Source organism: Streptomyces sp. NPDC126499 (assembly GCF_040302485.1).
Taxonomy (GTDB): domain Bacteria; phylum Actinomycetota; class Actinomycetes; order Streptomycetales; family Streptomycetaceae; genus Streptomyces.
The window spans coordinates 38,177-57,921 of the sequence record NZ_JBEOUO010000012.1; the positions used below are offsets into that span (position 1 = coordinate 38,177).

22 protein-coding genes and 1 pseudogene are annotated in these 19,745 nt (G+C 72.7%); 19 read left to right on the forward strand and 4 right to left on the reverse strand.

The window, feature by feature from the left end:
- Positions 1 to 39 precede the first annotated feature (39 nt).
- The 4 genes from ABTZ91_RS19390 to ABTZ91_RS19405 all read left to right on the forward strand — a co-directional run bounded on the left by ABTZ91_RS19390 (position 40) and on the right by ABTZ91_RS19405 (position 2,839).
- Positions 40 to 1,029, forward strand: a complete 990-nt coding sequence (locus ABTZ91_RS19390) for a sugar kinase (protein WP_407077996.1) — start codon at positions 40 to 42, stop codon at positions 1,027 to 1,029.
- A complete protein-coding gene (locus ABTZ91_RS19395; RefSeq protein ID WP_352078402.1) occupies positions 1,026 to 1,805 on the forward strand; it encodes an IclR family transcriptional regulator in 780 nt (259 codons plus the stop codon). Before ABTZ91_RS19390 ends, ABTZ91_RS19395 begins: the two co-directional genes overlap by 4 nt.
- Positions 1,802 to 2,212 (forward strand): RidA family protein, encoded by a 411-nt coding sequence (locus ABTZ91_RS19400; protein WP_352078403.1) that lies wholly within the window; start codon positions 1,802 to 1,804, stop codon positions 2,210 to 2,212. The genes ABTZ91_RS19395 and ABTZ91_RS19400 overlap by 4 nt, the downstream gene beginning before the upstream one ends.
- Before the next feature lie 120 nt (positions 2,213 to 2,332).
- Positions 2,333 to 2,839: a hypothetical protein gene (locus tag ABTZ91_RS19405; RefSeq protein WP_352078404.1), complete on the forward strand. Its 507-nt coding sequence runs from the start codon at positions 2,333 to 2,335 to the stop codon at positions 2,837 to 2,839.
- Here ABTZ91_RS19405 and ABTZ91_RS19410 read toward each other — a convergent pair.
- Entirely contained in the window at positions 2,836 to 4,239 is a 1,404-nt protein-coding gene (locus ABTZ91_RS19410) for a M14 family metallopeptidase (protein ID WP_352078405.1), read from the reverse strand. The genes ABTZ91_RS19405 and ABTZ91_RS19410 overlap by 4 nt on opposite strands.
- A gap of 246 nt (positions 4,240 to 4,485) precedes the next feature.
- On the reverse strand, positions 4,486 to 6,168 hold the full coding sequence (locus tag ABTZ91_RS19415) for a chitinase (RefSeq protein WP_407077987.1): 1,683 nt from the start codon (positions 6,166 to 6,168) through the stop codon (positions 4,486 to 4,488).
- Between the two features lie 331 nt (positions 6,169 to 6,499).
- Here ABTZ91_RS19415 and ABTZ91_RS19420 point away from each other — a divergent pair, with 331 nt between their 5' ends.
- The 13 genes from ABTZ91_RS19420 (at position 6,500) to ABTZ91_RS19480 (ending at position 16,333) form a co-directional block, all read left to right on the forward strand.
- Positions 6,500 to 7,369 carry a hypothetical protein gene (locus ABTZ91_RS19420; RefSeq protein ID WP_352078406.1) on the forward strand — a complete coding sequence of 290 codons (870 nt, stop codon included), beginning with the start codon at positions 6,500 to 6,502 and terminating at the stop codon, positions 7,367 to 7,369.
- A gap of 83 nt (positions 7,370 to 7,452) precedes the next feature.
- The gene (gene cpaB, locus ABTZ91_RS19425) at positions 7,453 to 8,160 is read left to right on the forward strand and encodes a Flp pilus assembly protein CpaB (protein ID WP_352078407.1); all 708 of its coding nucleotides are present in this window, start codon (positions 7,453 to 7,455) and stop codon (positions 8,158 to 8,160) included.
- A gap of 9 nt (positions 8,161 to 8,169) precedes the next feature.
- Positions 8,170 to 9,429, forward strand: coding sequence for a P-loop NTPase (locus ABTZ91_RS19430; protein WP_352078408.1), 1,260 nt, complete (start codon positions 8,170 to 8,172; stop codon positions 9,427 to 9,429).
- Complete coding sequence (locus ABTZ91_RS19435; RefSeq protein ID WP_352078409.1) at positions 9,429 to 9,809, forward strand: TadE/TadG family type IV pilus assembly protein; 381 nt, start codon at positions 9,429 to 9,431, stop codon at positions 9,807 to 9,809. Before ABTZ91_RS19430 ends, ABTZ91_RS19435 begins: the two co-directional genes overlap by 1 nt.
- Positions 9,810 to 9,958: 149 nt before the next feature.
- Complete coding sequence (locus tag ABTZ91_RS19440; protein WP_352078410.1) at positions 9,959 to 10,306, forward strand: TadE/TadG family type IV pilus assembly protein; 348 nt, start codon at positions 9,959 to 9,961, stop codon at positions 10,304 to 10,306.
- Positions 10,303 to 11,646: a CpaF family protein gene (locus ABTZ91_RS19445; protein ID WP_352078411.1), complete on the forward strand. Its 1,344-nt coding sequence runs from the start codon at positions 10,303 to 10,305 to the stop codon at positions 11,644 to 11,646. The genes ABTZ91_RS19440 and ABTZ91_RS19445 overlap by 4 nt, the downstream gene beginning before the upstream one ends.
- A gap of 14 nt (positions 11,647 to 11,660) precedes the next feature.
- Positions 11,661 to 12,608, forward strand: coding sequence for a type II secretion system F family protein (locus ABTZ91_RS19450; RefSeq protein WP_352078412.1), 948 nt, complete (start codon positions 11,661 to 11,663; stop codon positions 12,606 to 12,608).
- Between the two features lie 12 nt (positions 12,609 to 12,620).
- Positions 12,621 to 13,508 (forward strand): DUF5936 domain-containing protein, encoded by an 888-nt coding sequence (locus ABTZ91_RS19455; protein ID WP_352078413.1) that lies wholly within the window; start codon positions 12,621 to 12,623, stop codon positions 13,506 to 13,508.
- 5 nt (positions 13,509 to 13,513) lie between these two features.
- Positions 13,514 to 14,092, forward strand: coding sequence for a response regulator transcription factor (locus ABTZ91_RS19460; RefSeq protein ID WP_352078414.1), 579 nt, complete (start codon positions 13,514 to 13,516; stop codon positions 14,090 to 14,092).
- A gap of 111 nt (positions 14,093 to 14,203) precedes the next feature.
- A complete protein-coding gene (locus ABTZ91_RS19465; protein ID WP_352078415.1) occupies positions 14,204 to 14,434 on the forward strand; it encodes a Flp family type IVb pilin in 231 nt (76 codons plus the stop codon).
- A 56-nt stretch (positions 14,435 to 14,490) separates the two neighbouring features.
- Positions 14,491 to 15,111, forward strand: a complete 621-nt coding sequence (locus ABTZ91_RS19470) for a pilus assembly protein TadG-related protein (protein WP_407077988.1) — start codon at positions 14,491 to 14,493, stop codon at positions 15,109 to 15,111.
- A gap of 21 nt (positions 15,112 to 15,132) precedes the next feature.
- The gene (locus tag ABTZ91_RS19475) at positions 15,133 to 15,714 is read left to right on the forward strand and encodes a hypothetical protein (protein WP_352078416.1); all 582 of its coding nucleotides are present in this window, start codon (positions 15,133 to 15,135) and stop codon (positions 15,712 to 15,714) included.
- Positions 15,715 to 15,724: 10 nt separating this feature from the next.
- Positions 15,725 to 16,333: an OmpA family protein gene (locus ABTZ91_RS19480; RefSeq protein ID WP_352078417.1), complete on the forward strand. Its 609-nt coding sequence runs from the start codon at positions 15,725 to 15,727 to the stop codon at positions 16,331 to 16,333.
- Here the strand turns inward: ABTZ91_RS19480 and ABTZ91_RS19485 are convergent.
- Positions 16,322 to 17,299 (reverse strand): hypothetical protein, encoded by a 978-nt coding sequence (locus tag ABTZ91_RS19485; RefSeq protein WP_352078418.1) that lies wholly within the window; start codon positions 17,297 to 17,299, stop codon positions 16,322 to 16,324. The genes ABTZ91_RS19480 and ABTZ91_RS19485 overlap by 12 nt on opposite strands.
- Before the next feature lie 159 nt (positions 17,300 to 17,458).
- Here ABTZ91_RS19485 and ABTZ91_RS19490 point away from each other — a divergent pair, with 159 nt between their 5' ends.
- Positions 17,459 to 17,923 (forward strand): hypothetical protein, encoded by a 465-nt coding sequence (locus ABTZ91_RS19490; protein ID WP_352078419.1) that lies wholly within the window; start codon positions 17,459 to 17,461, stop codon positions 17,921 to 17,923.
- 19 nt (positions 17,924 to 17,942) lie between these two features.
- Positions 17,943 to 19,142, forward strand: a complete 1,200-nt coding sequence (locus ABTZ91_RS19495; RefSeq protein ID WP_407077997.1) for a mannosyltransferase family protein — start codon at positions 17,943 to 17,945, stop codon at positions 19,140 to 19,142.
- A gap of 139 nt (positions 19,143 to 19,281) precedes the next feature.
- On the opposite strand, the pseudogene ABTZ91_RS19500 reads toward ABTZ91_RS19495, so the two are convergent.
- Positions 19,282 to 19,620 (reverse strand): annotated as a pseudogene (locus ABTZ91_RS19500) (DUF192 domain-containing protein); the annotation flags it as partial.
- Positions 19,621 to 19,745 lie beyond the last annotated feature (125 nt).

A 19,745-nucleotide genomic window follows, 5' to 3' on the forward strand; every position in this document is an offset into this window, starting at 1 on the left:
GTGGACGCGTCCGTGGACGTCGTCTGCCTCGGCGAGTCCATGGTCACCTTTCTGCCCACCCGGCCGGGCCCCCTGGCCGACGTTCCCTCCTTCGACCGCGCCATCGGCGGCGCCGAGTCCAACGTCGCCTGCGCCCTGGCGGCCGCCGGACACCGTGTCCGGTGGGTCGGCCGGGTCGGCCGCGACGGCTTCGGGGACCACCTGACCGAGGCGATCGGCGCGTACGGCGTCGACGTCTCCGCCGTCGTCCGCGACCCCGACCGCCCGACCGGCGTCTACTTCCGCACCGCCACCGACCGGGCCGCCGCCACCCACGAGGTCGTCTACTACCGCACCGGCTCGGCGGCCTCGGCGATGTCGCCCGACACCGTGCCGTACGAAGCCCTCACCGGCGGCCGCGTCCTCCACCTCTCGGGCATCACGGCCGCCCTGTCCGACGACTGCCTCGCCCTGATGCGCGACCTGACCCGGGCCCGCCCCGGGCGCCCCCTCGTCTCCTTCGACGTCAACTTCCGGCCGGGCCTGTGGCGCGACCCGGCCGCCGGCGGACGGGTCCTGCTGGAGCTCGCCCGGGGCGCCGACCTCGTCTTCGTCGGCCAGGACGAGGCCGGGGAGGCGTGGGGGCTCACCGACCCGGCGGCCCTCCGCGCGGCCCTGCCGGAGCCGGCGGTGCTGGTGGTGAAGCGGGGCGGCACGGGCGCGGTGGCCTTCGAGCGCCGGGCGGTTCACGAGCCCGACACCGTCACCGCCGTCCCCGCCCCCCGCGTCCACGTCGTCGCCCCCGTCGGTGCCGGCGACGCCTTCGCCGCCGGGTTCCTGTCCGCGACCCTGCGCGGACTCGGGGGCAAGGAGCGGATCCGGCACGGGCACCTCATGGCCGCCGCCGCCCTCACCGTGCCCGGGGACCTCGCCGTGCCGCCCCGGCGCGCCCACGCCGACCGGCTGGCCTCCGCCGACGACGAGGACTGGGGGACACTTCACCTCGGCCCCGGCTGGACCGGGGAGGACCAGGAGGTACGTACGCCATGAGCCAGACCGTCGACCGCGCGCTCAGCATCCTGCCGCTGCTCGCGCAGGGACCCGCCGATCTCGGCCAGGTCGCCGACCGGCTCGGCGTCCACAAGTCCACCGCGCTGCGGCTGCTGCGCACCCTCCACGAGCACGGCCTGGTCTACCGCCAGCAGGACCAGCGCTACCGCCTCGGCGCCCGGCTCTTCGCCCTCGCGCAGGAGGCCGTCGAGAACCTGGACATCCGCGAGATCGCCCACCCCCACCTCGTCGCCCTGAACGAACAGATCGGCCACACCGTCCACCTCGCCGTCCACGAGGAGGGCGAGGTCCTCTACATCGACAAGGTCGAGAGCCGCTACCCGGTCCGCATGTACTCGCGGATCGGCAAGCCCGTCGCCATCACCGTCGCCGCCGTCGCCAAGCTGCTCCTGGCCGACCTGCCCGAACCCGAGCGCCGCGCGCTGGCCGCGAAGCTCGACTACCCCCCGTACACGCCCCGTTCGACGCCGAACGCCGCCGCCTTCCTGGAGGAGCTGGCGACCGTACGCGAACAGGGCTGGGCCACCGACCTCGGCGGCCACGAGGAGTCCATCAACTGTGTCGCCGCACCCGTCCGCGGCGCGGACGGCCGGGTGGTCGCCGCCATGTCGGTCTCGGCGCCCAACGTGGTCGTCACGGCCGAGGAACTCCTCACCCTGCTCCCGCTGGTGCGGCGCACCGCCGACGACATCAGCCGAGACTATTCGGGCACCGCCCCGACGAAGGACCGTCAAGGACCCGTGAGGACATCATGACCGAGAAGATCGCGCTCACCCCCGCCACCCACGCCGCCCCGCCCGCGAAGTTCTCCCACGGGGTGAGGAAGGGCAACATCCTCCAGGTCGCCGGCCAGGTCGGCTTCCTTCCCGCCGAGCCGGGGCGGCCCCCGAGGCCGGCCGGCCCGACCCTGCGCGAGCAGACCCTCCAGACCTTCGCCAACGTCAAGGCGATCCTGGAGGAGGGCGGCGCCACCTGGGACGACGTGATGATGATGCGCGTCTACCTCACCGACGTCGACCACTTCGCCGAGATGAACGAGATCTACGACGCGTACTTCGAGGAGCAGGGCCTCAAAGCCCCGGCCGCGGCCCGTACGACGGTCTACGTCGGCCTGCCCGAGGGCCTCCTCGTCGAGATCGACGCGCTGGCGGTCCTGAGCTGACCTTTCCCGTGACGTCGATCCGGTAGCGGGGGCGGCTGGGCTCCGCACAGGAACGTCGTCCATACTTCCGCCGTGGAGCAGCGCACAGGACCCAGCATTCAGCCCCTGCAAGGTGCCGCGATGGACCCGGCGTTCGTGCCCGGCATCACGGGCCCGAGCCCGGCCGCCCCGGCCGCCCCGGCCGAGAAGGCGGCGGAGGAGAAGACGGCGACGCCGGAGAAGACGGCGACGGCGGTGGACGAGAGCGTCGCCGAGGACGAGACCGTCGCCGTCGAGGACGCCGTCCCTGCCCCGGCGGAGTCGGGAACGCGGGAAGGCGGCCCCGTGTTCGAGGCCGCCGACCGGCGGGCCCGGATCGTCGCCGACGCCGCCGGCGTGCGTCTGGGCCTGGACGAGGAGAACTGCGAGTTCCGCTGGGACGAGATCGGCGCGGTGGAGACCGTGACGGCCCGTTTCGGCAAGCGGTTCACCGTCACCGTGCACACCCCGGACCGGCGTTGGTACCCGGTCGAGATCGAGGCGCCGTCCAGGGCGCGCATCGGTGAGTGGGAGTCACAGCTCGACGCGGTGCTCGACGCCTACTTCGACGAGGGCGCCGACGGCGACGAGACCAGCCCGAGCGCCTAGCAGTACTGCGCCGCCTTGCCGATGGAGCGGTACATGCAGTCGGAGTTCTCGAGCAGCTGCAGGACGGCGTCCCTGTTGCGGCTGGTCTCGCGCTCGATCACCTCGTCGGGCGGGTAGAAGCCGCCGTTCCAGGACGAGGACGGGTACATCTCGAAGGTGTACCCGAAGATCTTGTGCACGCCCCAGAGGTAGTCGTCGATGGACCCGTCCGTGATGTAGAGGTCGCTGGACTGCTCGGGCGTGTAGCCGTTGCTCGCCGCCATCTTCTGGCCGACCGTGGCGAAGGCGTCGCGGTCGTCCTGGGTCATGCCCGCGGCCGTGTCGGCGGTGGTCCAGCCGAACGGCCAGAGGACGAGCTCGCTGTAGGTGTGGAAGTCGATGCCCGTCTTGATCTGCTGCTTGCCGCCCACCACGCGCGAGCGGACGAAGTCGGCGACGACCTTCACCTCGGGGGCCGACTCCGGGGCGGCGCCGCGGTAGGTCTCGGAGCTCTTGGAGCCCGAGGAGCCGCCGCAGCAGCCCCACTTGTAGTCCCAGTTGCGGTTCATGTCCGTGCCGACGTACGACGAACCGGAGTTGGGCTGCCGGTTCTTGCGCCAGCTGCGGTAGGAGCCGCTGGCGATGTCGTACTCGCCGCCGTCCGGGTTGAGGTCGGGGATGATCCAGATCTCCCGGCCGTTGACCATGTTGGTGATCCGGGAGTCGGTGCCGTATCCGGCGCCGAGCTCGCGCAGCAGGTAGAGCGCCATCTCCACGGTCAGGTGCTCGCGGGCGTGCTGGTGGTGGGTGAAGAGGACCTCGGGCTCGGCCTCGTCGGTGCCGACGTTGTCGCTGATCTTGATGGCGACGATGTCGCGGCCCTGGTAGCTCTTGCCGATGACCCGCTTGTTCATGATGGACGGGTAGGCGGCGAGCCGCTGGTCGATCTCGGCGTTCATCTCCGCGTAGTTGTGGTACTTGGAGTCGGCGGAGGGGAAGTCGAGCGGTCCGACGCCCTGGGTGTGGTCGTGGCCGCCGCTGCGGTCGGGCGGCGCGGGCAGAGCGGTCGGCTTGTAGCCGAGGCTCTTGAGGTGGGCGAGCTGCTGGGCGTTGGCGCTGACGACGACCGAACGGGCGTCGACCTCGTCGATGGAGACGCCGGTGGCGGTGAGGGCGGAGCGCTGGGCGGGAGTGGCGGGTCCGGTGATCTCGTACTGCCGGATCACCTCCTCGCCGCCCCGCGCGGCGGCGGTCGGCGCCGGGTCGGCCCCGGCGGGGGTGGTGAGGGCGGAGAGGGGCGCCGCGAGCGCGAGCGCCAGGAGGGCCGCGAGGGTGGCGGACCTTCCTCCGCTGATGCCGCGGGTGCCGTGGGCGCCGCGGACGCGGCCGGTCCCTCGGGCACCTCTGATGCGAAGTCGCATGCTGTCTCCTGGGTGGGGAGTGTGGGGGTGTGCGACAGACTGGTGCGGGTGTGCACATCGTGGGGGCGTGGCATGCACCGGTCAAGGAGTGGAGTTCGGCCACATTCTCCCGCCCCCGTGCCCGGAAACGGCGCAGCGCCGCCGGGGAGCCGGCGGCGCCGCGGAGCGATTCCCCCGAAGGGAGGTCCCCGAAGGAGGGCCGCGGGGGAGGGCGCGCGCGGGGGGCCCGCGCCCCCGTGGAGGGCGTTACGGGAGGTTGTGGACGTGCGGGCCGACCGCGTTCGACCAGGCGTTCCCGGCCGTCGCGTCCCAGTTGGTCGACCAGGTCATCGCACCGCGGATGCCCGGGTACGTCTTCGCGGGCTTGAAGCTGCCGCAGCCGGTGCCCCGGGCCAGGCAGTCGAGCGCGTTCTTCACGATCTGCGGGTCGACGTAGCCGCTGCCCGCGCCCCGCGTCGAGGCGGGCACGCCGAGGCCCACCTGGGAGGCGTCCAGACCGCCCTGGAGCTGGATGCAGGCCAGCGCGGTGAGGAAGTCCACCGAGCCCTGGCTGTAGACCTTGCCGTCGCAGCCGAGCATCGAACCGCTGTTGTAGTACTGCGTGTTGACCACCGTGAGGATGTCCTTCACGGCGAGCGCGGTCTTGAAGTACTCGGTGCCGGTGTTCTGCATGTCGATGGTCTGCGGGGCCATCGTCAGCACCATCGACGGACCGGCCTTGGCGGACAGCTGCCGCAGCGCCTTGGTCAGGTACGTGGAGTTGATGCCGTGCTCCAGGTCGATGTCGACACCGTTGAAGCCGTACTCCTGCATCAGCGCGTACGCGCTGTTCGCGAAGGCGGTGGCGGAGGCGTCGCTGTTGATGGTGACGTTCCCCTTCTCGCCGCCGACCGAGATGATCACGGACTTGCCGGCGGCCTTCTTGGCCGCGACGTCGGCCTTGAAGTCGGCGACCGAGGCGTAGCCGACGGCCGGGTCGAGGTTGAAGACGATCTGGCCGGGCGTGGCGGTGGAGTCCGCGAAGGAGACGGCGATGATGTCGTACTGCGCCTGCACGTCCCGCAGCTTCTGCACCGTGGCGCCGTTGTCGAAGTTCTGCCAGTAACCGGTCAGCGCGTGCTTCGGCACGGCCGGGCCCGGGCCCGGGTCGGTGGCCTTGGCGGTCCGCGCGGCGACGGCGGCCGACTTGGCCGACTCTCCCGCGGAGTTGGTGGCGGCCACCTGGAACTGGTACGCGGTGTCGGCGGCGAGCCCGGTGACGGTGGCCGAGGTGCCGCTCACGGTCGTCGCCAGGGCGCCGTCCTTGTAGACCTTGTAGCCGGTCGCGCCGGAGACCGCGCCCCAGCTGAGCGAGACCGACGACGAGGTGACGGTGCCGGCGGCCAGGCCGGCCGGGGTGGCCGGGACCGTCGGCTCCGGGTCCGTGCCGCCGCCCCCGTCGGGGCCGAAGACGCTGACGTCGTCGACGGAGTACGCGGCCGTGCCGTACCACCCGTGCGTGTAGATCTGCACCGAGGTGGTGTTGGGGCCGGTGGTGAAGGTGGTCGTCAGCTGCTTCCAGGCGGTGCTGTCCGGCGTCCAGGTGGAGACGTCGGTGGTGCCGGTGCCGCTCGCGCCGAGGTACGCGTAGCCGCCCTGCACCCAGGCGCTCAGGGTGTACGTCGAGCCGGGCTTCACGGTGACGGTCTGCGCGCACCTGGCGTTGTCCAGGCCGGCCGGGGTGGCCCGCAGGGCGCCCGTCCCGGTGCGTACCGGCGAGGAGACGGCCGCGCCGCTGCCGGCCGAACAGGACCAGTTGGCGAGGCCGTTCTCGAAGCCCGCGTTCTTCGCGACGTTGACGTCCGCGGCCTGCGCGGTGCCGGCGCCGCCGACGAGGACGAGCCCGGCGCCGACGGCGAGCGCCAGCGCGGCTGTGGTGGTGCGGTCCACTTGCTGCCTCCGGGAGGAGTGGGGGAGGGGAGGCCGTACGCCTTCGTACGGGGGAGGGGGAGGTGCGCGAAACGGTGGCCACCGCTGAGTCCTTGACGGGGCAACAAGCTGGTCCAGACCAATGGGCTTGTCAAGGCCCGGGGACGAAACCGCAGTTCACGCGAGCGTGACGGCGATCCACGGCGCAGCGAGAAAGTGACGGAGCTTGCACGATTGTGTGTTCAGCACTCAGGCGGCCTGGATAAAGTGCAGAGGCGGTGACGCCGCGAACGCAGTAAGTGATCAACGAGCGGTCACACGACCGGTCAGTGAGGGATCGGGGGAGCCCGACGTGCCGACGGCGATTGCGGTCACGAGCCCTGACCTCGTGCTGCCCCCGACCGACCCCCAGACCCTTCCCGCCGCCGTCCTGCCCGGCCCCGGCACCCGGCCGCTCGACGCCGCCCTCGCCGACGTCCAGCTCCTGCTCGAACGGCACGGACATCTGATCGTCGTCTGCCCCGCCACGGCACCGCCCGCGACCGAACAGCGCCTGCGCGCCGTCCGCGCGCTGCTCGAATCCGACCGGATCGCCCTCGTCAGGACCGACCTGCCGCCGCTGGGTGCCGCCGTCCTCGTCCGGCAGCTGCGCCAGCTCGCCGCCTGCGACTTCAGCCCCGGGGTCCTCGCCTGTGCCGCCCGGCTGCTCGCGCACTACGTCTACGCCGGCGCCGTCCTCGGCTCCGTGGCCCGGCTCGACCACGTACCGGTCGGCCTCGGCTCCCACCTCAAGGGCTGGCTGCCCGGCGCCCACTTCGCCGTCCTCGCCGGACCCGCCCCCCAGCTCGTACGCCTCGGATCCTCCGGGCCGGCCGGATCCGACACCCTCACCGGGCCCGAGTTCACCACCGACCTCGTGCTCGCCCGCGGCCAGCTCCAGACCGACTGGCCCACCACCGCCCTCGCCCCCCGCTGGCAGGTCCGAGCCGTCCAGGAGGCCGCCCTGCCCGATTCCTCACCCCGCTGGTGGGGCACGGGCAGGCTCGTCGAGTTCGCCGCCTACCTGCCAGACCTGCCCGTCCTGCACCAACTGGTCGCCTCCGTACGGCGCGAGACCTGCCACTGGTGCCGGATGGAGCTCATCGGCGACCGCTGCGGCTTCTGCGCGGCCCCGCTGCCCACGGCCGAACCGGCCCCGGCCACCCCCGCCGGGCACCCCTAGGGGCACGACCACCCCCCCCCGAGGGGGCACCACCACCCCAGCGTCCCCGTCCGTTCCCGTCCACGATCGAGGTTTGTACGGCCATGAACTCCCGCCAGCGCCGTGGTGTCATCCTCCTGCTGCTCTCCGTCCTGTGCGCCCTCGGCGCCTTCGCCGGCGTGCTCTCCGTGATCAGCGACGTGAACTCCAAGGTCGGGCCCGAGGTCACCGCGTACCGCGTCAAGAGCGACATCCGGCCCTACACCCCGCTCGGACCCGGACAGTTCGAGAAGATCACCATGCCCGAGCGCTGGCTTCCGGCCACCGCCGTCACCGACCTCGGCCAGACCGAGGGCAAGATCGCCGTCACCACCCTCGAACGCGGCTCCCTCCTCCAGGCCGACATGATCGTCAAGCGGCCCGCGCTGGAACCCGGCCAGCAGGAGATCGCCATCATGATCGACGCCGCCACCGGTGTGGCCGGCAAGATCACCCCCGGCGCCACCGTCAACATCTACGCCACCTTCGCCGGCGAACGCGGCCGCACGGCCGCCCAGTCCCGGCTGATCGTCGCCGCCGCCCGCGTCCTCGACGTCGGCGAGCTCACCCCGATCAGCGCCTCCCGCGACGACCGCGCCGGCCGCGCCACCGAGGCCGTCCCGATCACCTTCGCCCTCACCACGGCCGACGCCCAGCGCGTGGCCTACGCCGAGTCCTTCGCCGAGCACGTCCGCCTCGCGCTCGTCGCCCCCGGCACCACCACCCCGCCCGACCCGCGCGACCGCACCTACACGCTCGACAAGGACAAGTGAGGCCCGGCCATGCCCACCAGGATCCTTCCGGCCGTCGCCGACCCCGACGCAGCCCGCGCCGTCACCACCCTCATCGGCCAGCTCCCCGACGCCGAACCCGCCGGGCCCGTCACCGACTCCACCCAGCTCGTCGACACCCTCGCCCGGCTCGCCGCCGGATCCCTCGACGAACTGCCCGAGGTCGTCCTCGTCCACGAACGCATCGGACCCGTCCCGGCACTGGAACTCATCCGCGAGGTCGCCCTCCGCTTCCCCGCCGTCGGCGTCGTCCTCATCACCTCCGACGCCAGCCCCGTGCTCTTCTCCGCCGCCATGGACTCCGGCGCCCGCGGCCTCGTCACCCTCCCGCTCGGCTACGAGGAACTCGCCAGCCGCGTCCAGGCCGCCGCCCAGTGGTCCACCGGCGTCCGCCGCCACCTCGGCGGCGGCGCCGACACCTCCACCGGCCCCGGCGGCACCGTCGTCACCGTCAGCGGCGCCAAGGGCGGCGTCGGCGCCACCGTCACCGCCGTCCACCTCGCCCTCGCCGCCCGCGCCTCCGGCCACACCGTCGCCCTCGTCGACATGGACCTCCAGGGCGGCGACATCGCCTCCTACCTCGACGTCCAGTTCCGCCGCTCGCTGGCCGACCTCGCCGCCGTCGACGACATCTCGCCCCGCGTCCTCCAGGACGCCGTCTACGTCCACGAGACCGGCCTCTCCCTGCTCCTCGCCCCCGGCGAGGGCGAACGCGGCGAGGAGGTCACCGACCGCTCCGCCCGCCAGATCGTCAGCGCCCTGCGCGTCCGCCACGAGGTCGTCGTCGTCGACTGCGGCACCCACCTCGACGCGGCCGGCGCGGCGGCGGTCGAGATGGCCGACACGGCCCTGCTGGTGACGACGCCCGACGTGGTGGCGGTACGGGCCGCCAAACGGGTCGTACGGATGTGGGACCGGCTCCAGATCCGCAAACCCGAGGAGAGCACCGTGGTGGTCAACCGCCACCAGCGGTCCACCGAGATCCAGCCCGCGCTCATCCAGAAGATCACCGGCACCCGCATGGCGGGCGTCGCCGTCCCCGCCCACTTCAAGGAGCTCGCCGCCGTCGTCGACGCCGGCCGCCTGCACGACCTCGACGCCCGCTCGACCGTGAAGCAGGCGCTGTGGTCCCTCGCGGGCGAGCTCGGACTGGTGAAGGCCGCCGCCGAACAGGGCCGCGGCCGGGAGCTCGTACGGGCCCCCGACCGCGGCGCGCTGGGGCTTCGGCGGCGCGGGGCGGGGAGACAGTGATGCGCCGGCCGGTCGGGAAGCGCGTGCGCGAGGACGAAGGACAGGTGGCGGTCGAGTTCGTCGGCATGCTGCCGCTCATCCTGCTCACGCTGGTGCTGCTGTGGCAGTGCGTCCTGATCGGCTACACGTACACGCTGGCGGGGAACGCCGCCGACGAGGCCGCGCGGGCCGGGGCGGTGGGCGACGACTGCGGGGCGGCGGGCCGCCGGCACCTCGACGGGGCGTGGGCCTCGGGCGCCACGGTGAGCTGCCCGGAGAGCGGCGGCATGGTGCGCGCGACGGTACGGCTGCGGGTGCCGGTGCTGTTCCCGGGAGCCGTCAGCCTCCCGTTCGACGTCACCGGCGAGGCCGCGGCCGTGTGGGAGGGGGAGCGCCGATGAGGCAGCGGTGGGCGGGGGAGCGGGGCCAGGGCCGGGTCCGGGTCCTGGGGCGAGTCCGGGGCCGGGTCCGGGTCCCGGGACGAGGCCAGGTCCGGGAGCCAGGCCGGGTCCGGGGCCGGGGCCGAGGTGCGGCGCGCGACAGGGGCCAGGTGGCGATCGAGTACCTGGGCTTCCTGCCGCTGCTGCTCCTCATCGGCCTCGTCGGCGTGCAGATGGGCATCATCGCGTACGCCGCCCAGCAGGCGGGCACGGGCGCGCGTGCGGCGGCGCGGGCGGCGAGCGTCGACGACCCCGATGCCGTACCGGACCCGGAGTCGGCCGGGAGGACGGCCATGAGCGGCTGGATCTCCGGCCGGAGCGACGTCCGTGAGGCGGGCGGGGTCGCGACCGTCACCGTACGGATCCCCTCCCTCATCCCCTTCTGGTCCTTCGAGCCCGTGACGAGGACCGCCACCATGCCCGTGCCGGAGTCGGCGTCGAAGGAGGACCAGTCATGAGCCTGCGGGCCCGTATCAGCACCCCCGACGACAACCGGGCGGGCGGCGGACGCGAGGACGGCCATCTCGTCGCGTCCTTCCGCGCCAAACTCCTGGAGGAGATCGACCTCACCGAGATGTCCGCGCTCGCCGCCGCCGAGCGGCGGGCCCGTCTGGAGCGCGTCCTCGGCCACATCATCAGCCGCGAGGGGCCCGTCCTCTCCACCGCCGAACGCGCCCAGCTGATCCGCCGGGTCGTCGACGAGGCCCTCGGCCTCGGCGTGCTCGAACCCCTCCTCGAAGACGCCTCCATCACCGAGATCATGGTCAACGGCCCCGACCAGATCTACATCGAGCGGGCGGGCCGCGTGGAACTCCTCCCGCTCCGCTTCGCCTCCCACGACCAGCTGATGCAGACCATCGAGCGGATCGTGTCCACCGTCAACCGGCGCGTGGACGAGTCGAACCCCATGGTCGACGCCCGCCTGCCCTCCGGCGAACGCGTCAACGTCATCATCCCGCCGCTGTCCCTCACCGGCGCCACGCTCACCATCCGCCGCTTCCCCCGCGCCTACACCCTGCACGAGATGCTCGGCCTCGGCTCCCTCGACGAGCAGATGCTGCTCCTGCTGTCCGGGCTCGTCCAGGCCAAGTTCAACATCATCGTCTCCGGCGCCACCGGCACCGGGAAGACCACCCTGCTCAACGCCCTGTCCGGGCTCATCCCCGACGGCGAGCGGGTCATCACCATCGAGGACTCCGCCGAACTCCAGCTCCAGCAGTCCCATGTGATCCGCCTGGAGGCCCGGCCGCCGAACATCGAGGGCCGCGGCCAGGTCACCATCCGCGACCTCGTGCGCAACTCCCTGCGCATGCGCCCCGACCGCATCGTCGTCGGCGAGGTCCGGGGCGGCGAGACCCTCGACATGCTCCAGGCCATGTCCACCGGCCACGACGGCTCGCTCGCCACCGTCCACGCCAACTCCGCCGAGGACGCCCTCATGCGCCTCCAGACCCTCGCCTCCATGTCGGAGGTCAAGGTTCCCTTCGAGGCGCTGCGCGACCAGATCAACAGCGCCGTCGACGTCCTCGTCCAGCTCACCCGCCACCCCGACGGCACCCGCAGGATCACCGAGATCGCGATCCTCGCCTCCCACGGCCGCGAGCGCTACCTCCTCGCCACCGTCTGCCGCTTCGACGCCCGGCCGGTCGCCGCCGACGGCCGGGTGCACGGCGCGTTCACGTACCACCCGCTGCCGCGCCGCGTCGCCGACCGGCTGTACCTGGCGGGCCAGCCCATCCCGCAGGCCTTCGGCGTGGCCGCGACCGACGCACAGCTCGCCGTGCGGGAAGCGAAGTAGGGGGAAACGCCACCGTGAATCCGACACTGCTCACCGTGGGCGCGGCCCTGATCGCCGGCGTCCTCGCCGTGATCGGCGTCCAGCTCTACGCGAGCGGGGCCGCCCAGCGGGCAGCGCTGATCGCCCGCCTGTCGCAGACCGCGGGCGAGGGGGACGAGGGCGGCACCGGACGGCGCGGGCGCCTGTTCCGCGGCCTCGACCGGCGCCTTCGCCGCACCGCCTTCGGGCGCAGGCTGGAACTGCGCATCTCCGCCACGGGTCTCGCGGTCACCCCGGGCGAGTTCGTCGTCGCCATGGCGGTGACGGTCACCGCCCTGTGGATCACCGGGCAGGCGCTGCTCTCCCCGTTCTTCGGGCCGCTGTGCGGCTTCCTCGGCCTGTGGGTGGCCCTGGGCTTCCTCAACTGGCAGCGGCAGAAACGCATCGAGAAGTTCATCAACCAGCTCCCGGAGCTCTCCCGCATCCTCGCCAACGCCACCCAGGCCGGCCTCGCCCTGCGCATGGCCCTCGCCCTCGCCGCCGACGAACTGGACGCGCCCGCGGGTGACGAGCTGGAGCGGGTCGCCCAGCAGCTCGCCGTCGGCAGCTCCGTCGACGACGCCCTCGGCGAGCTCGCCGAACGCCTCCCGTCCCGCGAACTCGTCGTCCTCGTCACCACCCTGGTCCTCGCCAACCGGGCCGGCGGCACCGTCGTCTCCTCGCTGCGCAACCTCACCGAGACCCTGGAGGCACGCAAGGAGACCCGGCGCGAGGTCCGCACCCAGCTCTCGCAGGTCAGCCTGACGGCGTACGCGGTGCCGGTCATCGGCGTCGGCTCGCTGCTGCTCATCGACAACATGCAGCCCGGCGCCCTGGACCGGATGACCGGCTCGGCCGCCGGACAGATCGCGGTCATGGTGGCCTTCGTGCTGTACGCGGTGGGCTTTGTCGTCATCCGCCGCCTCGCGAAGATCGACGTGTAGGGGGCCGTCATCGTGGAACTGCTGCTCGCACTCCTCGCCGGCCTCGCCGTCGCCGGCTTCTGCTACGGGCTCCGCCTCTACCGGGCCGACGCCAAGCTCCCGAGCGACCTCCAACTCGCCCTGGAGGTCGGCGCCACCCGTACCGGCGCCGTCGACTCCGCCGTCGACCGGCTCGGCATGCGCTGGTCACCGGCCGTCCTGCGGCTCATGGGGCCCAAGCGGGTGGACTCCGTGCGCCGCCGCATCGACCTCGCGGGCAACCCCGGCGGCCTGACGATCGACCGCTACGGGGCGAGGCGGGCGGTCTACGGCTTCCTCGGCGGCCTCGGGGGACTGCTGATGCTCGGCCGCGGCTCGGTCCTCGTCGCGCTGCTGCTGTTCGCCTTCGGCGCCTTCTGGACGGAGGTCGGCATCTGGTCGGCGGTCCGGATCCGCAAGGACCAGATCGAACGCACCCTGCCGGACTTCCTCGACGTCCTCGCCGTCGTCGTCTCGGCGGGCCTCGGCTTCCGGCAGGCGCTGGAACGCGTCGCCGAGCGGTACGAGGGGCCGTGGGCCGACGAACTGCGCATCACCCTGCGCCAGATGGACATGGGCGTCAGCCGCCGCGAGGCCTTCGACGCGCTGCGCCGCCGCAACGACTCCGAGCAGGTCGCCCAGTTCGTCACCGCCCTCCAGCAGGGCGAGGAGCTCGGCGCCCCGATCGTCGACACCCTGATCCAGATCGCCGACGACATGCGGCGCACCGACGCCCAGAACGCGCGCAGGAAGGCCGCGAAGGCCGTGCCCAAGGCCACGATGGTCATCACCACGCTGATGGTCCCGGCCACGATGATCCTGCTCGGGGCGGGCCTGTTCCTCGGCACGGGCACCGATTTCGGCTCGATCACGGGCGAATGAGGGCGATGGCGATGCTGAGAGTCCTGGTGGCGACCGACAACCCGGTGGTACGGGCGGGCCTGGCGGTGCTGCTGGGCGCGCACCGGGACATCGAGGTGCGGGCGACGACCCGCCACCTTCCACCCGAGGCCGTCCGCCCCGCCCCCGACCTGATCGTCCTCGACGGCCCGCCGTCCGCCGCCCGCACCCTGGAGACCCTGGCCCCGGTCCTCCTCCTCACCCACACCCGGGCCCGGGGCACGGGCTGCGCGCAGCCGGCCCAGCTGGTCCACGGGGAGTTCGACGAGGAGGAGCTGATCGCCGCGGTGCGTGCGACTGCACATGCTGGCGGTGCGTCAACTGTCTCGAATATACTCCGTTTCAGAAACCCGTCTTCGCGAGTGCAACGCTTCGGTCTGAGCGCGAGGGAGGTGGAGGTGATGAACCTGATCGCCTCGGGCATGACCAACCAGCAGATCGCCGCCACCTGCTCCATCACCGAGAAGACGGTCAAGAACCACATCAACCGCATCTTCGCCAAACTCCACAGCACCACCCGCGGCGAGGCGATCGCCTCCTGGCTCGGCACGAGGACGGCGTCATGACGCCCCCGCCCCCGCCTCCGCTCACACCCCGTCATTGGGCCTACGGACCCTGTGATTCCCACCCCCTCCGGGCGTACCCTGCCCGCGTCGCCGTACACGGAGGGGAACACCATGAACGACGCGCTGCTGAGGGCCCTGACCAAGGCCAGGGTGCACGCGGGCAGTTGGGCCACGAGGCACGAGACCCGGCGCGACCGCGGGCAGACGGCGGTGGAGTACCTGGGGATCATCGTGGTGGTGGTGGCGATCGTGGTGGCGATCACCGGCACGGACATCGGCCAGAACATCAAGGATGCGATCACGCGGAAGATCGCCAGCCTGACCGGTGGCGGCGGTTCCTAACCCTGAGCGGCCGACAGGGTGACCTCGGCCAGGCCTTTCCTGTCTACGTCGCGGTCATGGCCGGATTGCTTTTCCTCGTATTTGTCTACTTCGTCGTGGGGCAGGCAGCGGTGACACGCAGCGGAGGTCAAACCGCCGCCGACGCCGCCGCACTTGCCGCGGCGCAGGACGCACGGGAGCAACTCCGGGACGGTTGGCTGGAGGTGGTCACGGACCCGGACGCATGGAGTGGCTTTCTCAACGGTACGGATTACGTTCCGGAGCTTTCCTGCGAGCGGGCGGCCGAGTTCGCGGCGGAGAACCGCGCAGAACTGCTTGCCGGCGGATGCACGGCACGCCGGTCCGGTGGGGAAGAAGAGTTCCGCGTGCAGATTCGGACGCTCGACGCGGTGGGCAGTTCGCTCATACCAGGCACGGAAGATCAGCACGCCGTGGCCACAGCGACGGCTGTCCTCGAACCTCGCTGCTCCTTTGACGCGCCCGAGCCGACCCCGCCGCCCACGGCAGACACGCCCACGCCAACGAATTCGGCTACACCCGAGCCGACTCCCACGCCCAGCCCCGAACCGGAACCGATCACCGGCCTTGTCTGTGACGGCGTCGAGTGGACGATCGACCCCGAAGATCCGCGGCTGCCGGATGCGGCCGATCTCTTTACCGTCCGACTGGTCGACTGACGAGCGAAGGACCCTGATTCCATGAGTGTGAGGCACATGAAGAAGGCCGGCAGAGGAATGGCCTCGGTGGCCATGGCGGCCGGCCTTGTCATCGGCCTTGCCGGCTGCGGCCAGGAGGAGAAGCCGCCGCAGGACAAGCCGACGACGACCAGCAGCGCCGACAAAGGCAGTACGGGAAGCGCCCGGCCGCAATCGGAGGCGCCGACCGAGCCCATCGCCGTCCTCAAGGGGCAGGAAGGCCTTGAACTCTCCGTCCACTCGGCGACACGGGACGAGGGGGGCTTCATCACGGTCAAGGGCGAGCTGAAGAACACCTCGGACGACGTCGCCGTCATCTCCTCTCACCTCAGCGGCGATGAGACGGAGATCGTCAAGCACGGCAACTCCCTTGGAGGCGCCACCCTTCTCGACTCCACTGGCAAGAAGCGCTACTACGTCCTTCGCGACACCGATGGTCGTCCCCTCACCACCACGCGTCTCTCCACCTTGGCCGCCGGAGCGGAAACGCCCGTCTTCATGCAGTTCCCCGCCCCACCCCCCACCACCACCGCCGTCTCGCTCCAACTCCCCACCTTCGACCCCGCCACCATCAAGCTCTCCTGAGGGCGCAGCCATGACGACGACACCCCGCCGCCTCGCCGCCCTCACCGTCACGGTGCTCCTCCTCGGGGGAGGTGCCGGTATCGCCCGTGCCGATGATCCGCCCGGGTCGACGTCGGTCGGCGCGCCGCCGCCCGCCATCGACGCGGAGTCGCCCGCGCTGATGCTGCCCGACGGCGCCACGCTCGCCCCCGCGAAGGTCCTCGACATCAAGCAGATCGTCGAGGAGGAGGGCGGCGAGCAGCGCCGGGAGGACACCAATGTGGACGTCACGTTCGCCCTGCAGGCCGAGGTGCTGTTCCCCAAGGACAGCGCCAAGCTCAGCCCCGCCGCCACGGCCCGGATCGCCGCCATCGCCGCGGAGATCAACAAGCAGGGGGCCGGCCGCGTCCGGGTGTTCGGGTTCACCGACGACCTGGGGACGTACGAGCACGGGCTGAAGCTCTCCAAACAGCGCGCCGATGCCGTGCAGCAGGTGCTGGCCAGGGACCTGGACCCGGGGACGACCTTCGACATCCGCGGATACAGCGAGGACTATCCGATCGCCGACAACGCGACCGAGGAGGGCCGGAAGAAGAACCGCCGCGTCGAGGTCTCCTTCCCCCGTACCTCAGGCGGGTGAGCCAGGGGGCGCACCCGCCTGCGCGACCAGGGGCGACAGCGTGGCGAGGGCCGCCCGGACCGTGGTCGTCATCCGGTCGGGGCGGGTGAAGACCTCGTGGGCCGTGAACCGCAGGACGCGGCGCACCCCCGGGCAGTTCTGCAGCTCGTTGAAGCGGCGGACGTCGCGCTCGTGGGCCTCGCGGGTGCCGTGGTAGGCGAAGCCCTCGATCTTGACGACCAGTCCGGCGGCCCGGAAGTAGAAGTCGGGACGCAGGGGCCGGCCATCGAGGGTGTGCAGGGTCGGCTGGACCTCCGGGTGCAGGGCCGCGTCGCGCATCCGCAGGCGGGCGACCGTCTCGGCGGGGGAGCCGGAGCCCGGCACGGCGAGGGGCAGCCAGCGGCGGGCCGCCGGGCCTCCCGGGCAGCGGGGCGCGGCCAGTTCGGCGGCCAGGTCCTCGACCCGGACGAGCGGGACGCGGCGCAGGCCGCCGACGAAGCGGTGGGACAGCGCCGAGTCGGCGACGACCACGGCGGCCTCCCGGCTGGCGGCCGCCCGTATCAGGTCGCCGACCGTCCGCGCCGGACTCGTCACCCTGAGCCCGCGCCGCAGCGAACAGTCACGGTCCGTCAGCCGGGTCGTGCCGTACACCCGTATCCGCCCGCCGGCCGCATGCCCTCCCCGGCCACGGGGGTCCGCGAAGTCCAGGGCGTCCGCCTCCCCCCGTCCCTCCGCGAGCAGTTCGATGCGGTGCAGCGCCGCCGCCGTGCGGTGGCTGCACACCAGCTCAGGCCGCAGCAGCTGGACCGCCCTGGCCCGCAGCCGCCAGTCCACCTCCTTCCCCGGGACCGCCCACGCGCCCCGGCAGATCCGCTGCCACCCGTCCCCGCGCAACCGCCCGGCCAGCCGGCTCCACGGCCAGCCCGCCGCGAGCGCCCACACCGTGAGCAGCACCCCGCCCCTGGCGAGCATCATCAACTCGTACATACGAGCAACGATCCACGGAAGAGCGACAGTTCGCACCCCCTGTGGAAAACCCGTCGAAAGAGCCCGTCAGGAAAGCGCAAAAGCGGCGGGGCGGGCACGGGGCGAGGAGCATCCTGATCCCGCCTACCGTCCTTCCCCGCTTCCGGAACTGGGCAGCCCATGACGACCACCCCGGCCCCCACCACCCCGACCCCGACCACCCCGGCCCCCACCACCCCGACCCCGACCACCCCGACCACCCCGCCCCGCACCACCCCCAACTCGGCGCCCGCCCCCAGCGTCCAGCTGGTCAACGACCTCGTCGCCCGTATCCCCACCCTCCGCGCCGCGTACGACTCCCACGTCCTCACCCAGGGCGGTGTCCTGCCGCACGTCTTCTTCTGGGACGTCGTCCAGGGGACCGTCCGCGCGTACCTGGGACAGGAAGGGAGCGCGGCCGACTGGCAGAGCACGCTCGACTTCCTGGAGGAGCAGAGCCGCCGGGGCGACGTCGGCGTCGACGAGGTGATCGTCACCTCCTTCCTCGGTGATCTGCCGCACCGGGGCGAGCCGGGGTACGGGATCGTCCGGCAGCTGGGGCCGGTCATGGCCGCCAGGTTCCTGCGCCTGCGCCCCGGCGGCTGATCGTCCGGACGTCCGGCCGATAATCGAGCACATGTCCCGCGCCACCCCCGCCCCGCCGCCGTCGGCCGCGCCATCGACCGAATCGGAGGCGACCGAATCGGAGGCGACCGTCTCGCAGGCGACCGACTCGCGGGCGACCGCCCCGCCCTGGGCCGCCCTCGGCGGCTACGCCGCCACCCGCCTGCTCGGTCTCGCCGTCCTCGCCGCCGTCGCCGCGGCCACCGGCAAGGACGGGCTGCACCGGCTCTCGAGGCGCTGGGACGCGGTCTGGTACGTGCGGATCGCCGAGCACGGTTACGGCTACGAGGTCACCCTGCCCGACGGCGCCGTCCACGCCGACCTCGCGTTCTTCCCGCTGCTCCCGGCCCTGGAGCGGGGCCTGTCCGCCGCTCTCCCGGTCGACGCGGCGACCGCCGGGCTGCTGATCTCATGGACCGCATCGCTCGCCGCCGCGTGGGGCATCCACGCCGTCGGCACGCAGGTGGCCGGGCCGCGCGCCGGGGTGGTGCTCGCGGTGCTGTGGGGGGTGTACCCGACGGCGTTCGTGCAGTCGATGGCGTACACGGAGACCCTGTTCACCGCCCTCGCCGCCTGGTCGCTGTGGGCCGTGCTGCGCGACCGCTGGGTCCTCGCGGGCGCGCTGTGCGTGCTCGCCGGCCTCACCCGGCCGACGGCCGCCGCGCTGATCGCCGCGATCGGGATCACCGCCCTCGTCACCGTGGTCCGGGAGCGCGGGCTGCGGGCCCGCGTCGCCGCCGGCGTCCTGCTCGCCCCGCTGGGCTGGCTCGGTTACGTCGTCTACGTGGGCGTCCGTCAGGGCAGCCCCACCGCCTACTTCGACGTGCAGGCCGCCTGGGGCAACTCCGTCGACGGCGGTGTCGCCCTCGCCCTGTTCATCGCCGGTCTGCCGTGGCCCGCCGCCCTCGGGCTGTGCGCGGCGCTCGCGCTGCTCGCCTGGCTGATCGTCCTGTGCGTACGGCAGCGCCAGCCGCTGCCGCTGCTCGTGTACACGCTCGGCGTCGTCCTCGTCTCCCTCATCGGCGCCGCCTACTTCGGCTCCCGGCCGCGCCTGATGATGCCCGCGTTCGGACTGCTCCTGCCGCCCGCGGTGGCCCTGGCCCGGCTCCGTACCCGCGCGGCGGCGCCCGTCCTGGCCGCCCTGGCGCTCGCCTCCGCCGCCTACGGGGCGTTCACGCTCCTCGGCTCGGGCCCTCCGTGAGTCCGGACGGGCGTTCCGTGAGCCCGCCTGCGCTGTCCTCGCCCCCGCCCTCCGTGAGCCCGCCTCCGCTCTCCTCGCCCCCGCCCTCCGTGAGCCCGGACCGGCCTTCCGCGAGCCCCGCCCCGCCCGCCCCGCCCTCCTCCGCCAGGACCGAGACCCGTACGCCCGGCCGCAGACCCCAGCCGGCCATCGCGCCGCCCGCCGCCTCCAGGACGTGACGGCCGCGCCACCGGATCATGCCGAGCCGGCCCGGCCGCATGGTGACCACGTCGAGGACGGTCCACGAGCGGTCGAGGTAGGCGACGTCGATGGTGAAGCGCATGCCGAAGGTGTGGACGCTGTTGGTCGGGGTGATCAGCAGCGCGCCGTCGAGGCCGTCGCGGCCCAGGAGCCCGCGCCGCCGGGCCCGGTAGGAGGCCGCGACCTCCAACGGCACCCGCCCGGCCGGAGCCTCCAGCCAACCGCCGCCATCCCGCAAGGCCCGCCTGGCCCGCCGCCTGGACCACCCGGCCCGCCCACCACCGCCATCCCGCCAGCGCCAGACCCGCGAGACCCGGGCGGAGCCCCCGCTCCCCGCAGCCCGCCGAGCCCTCCCCGTACTCC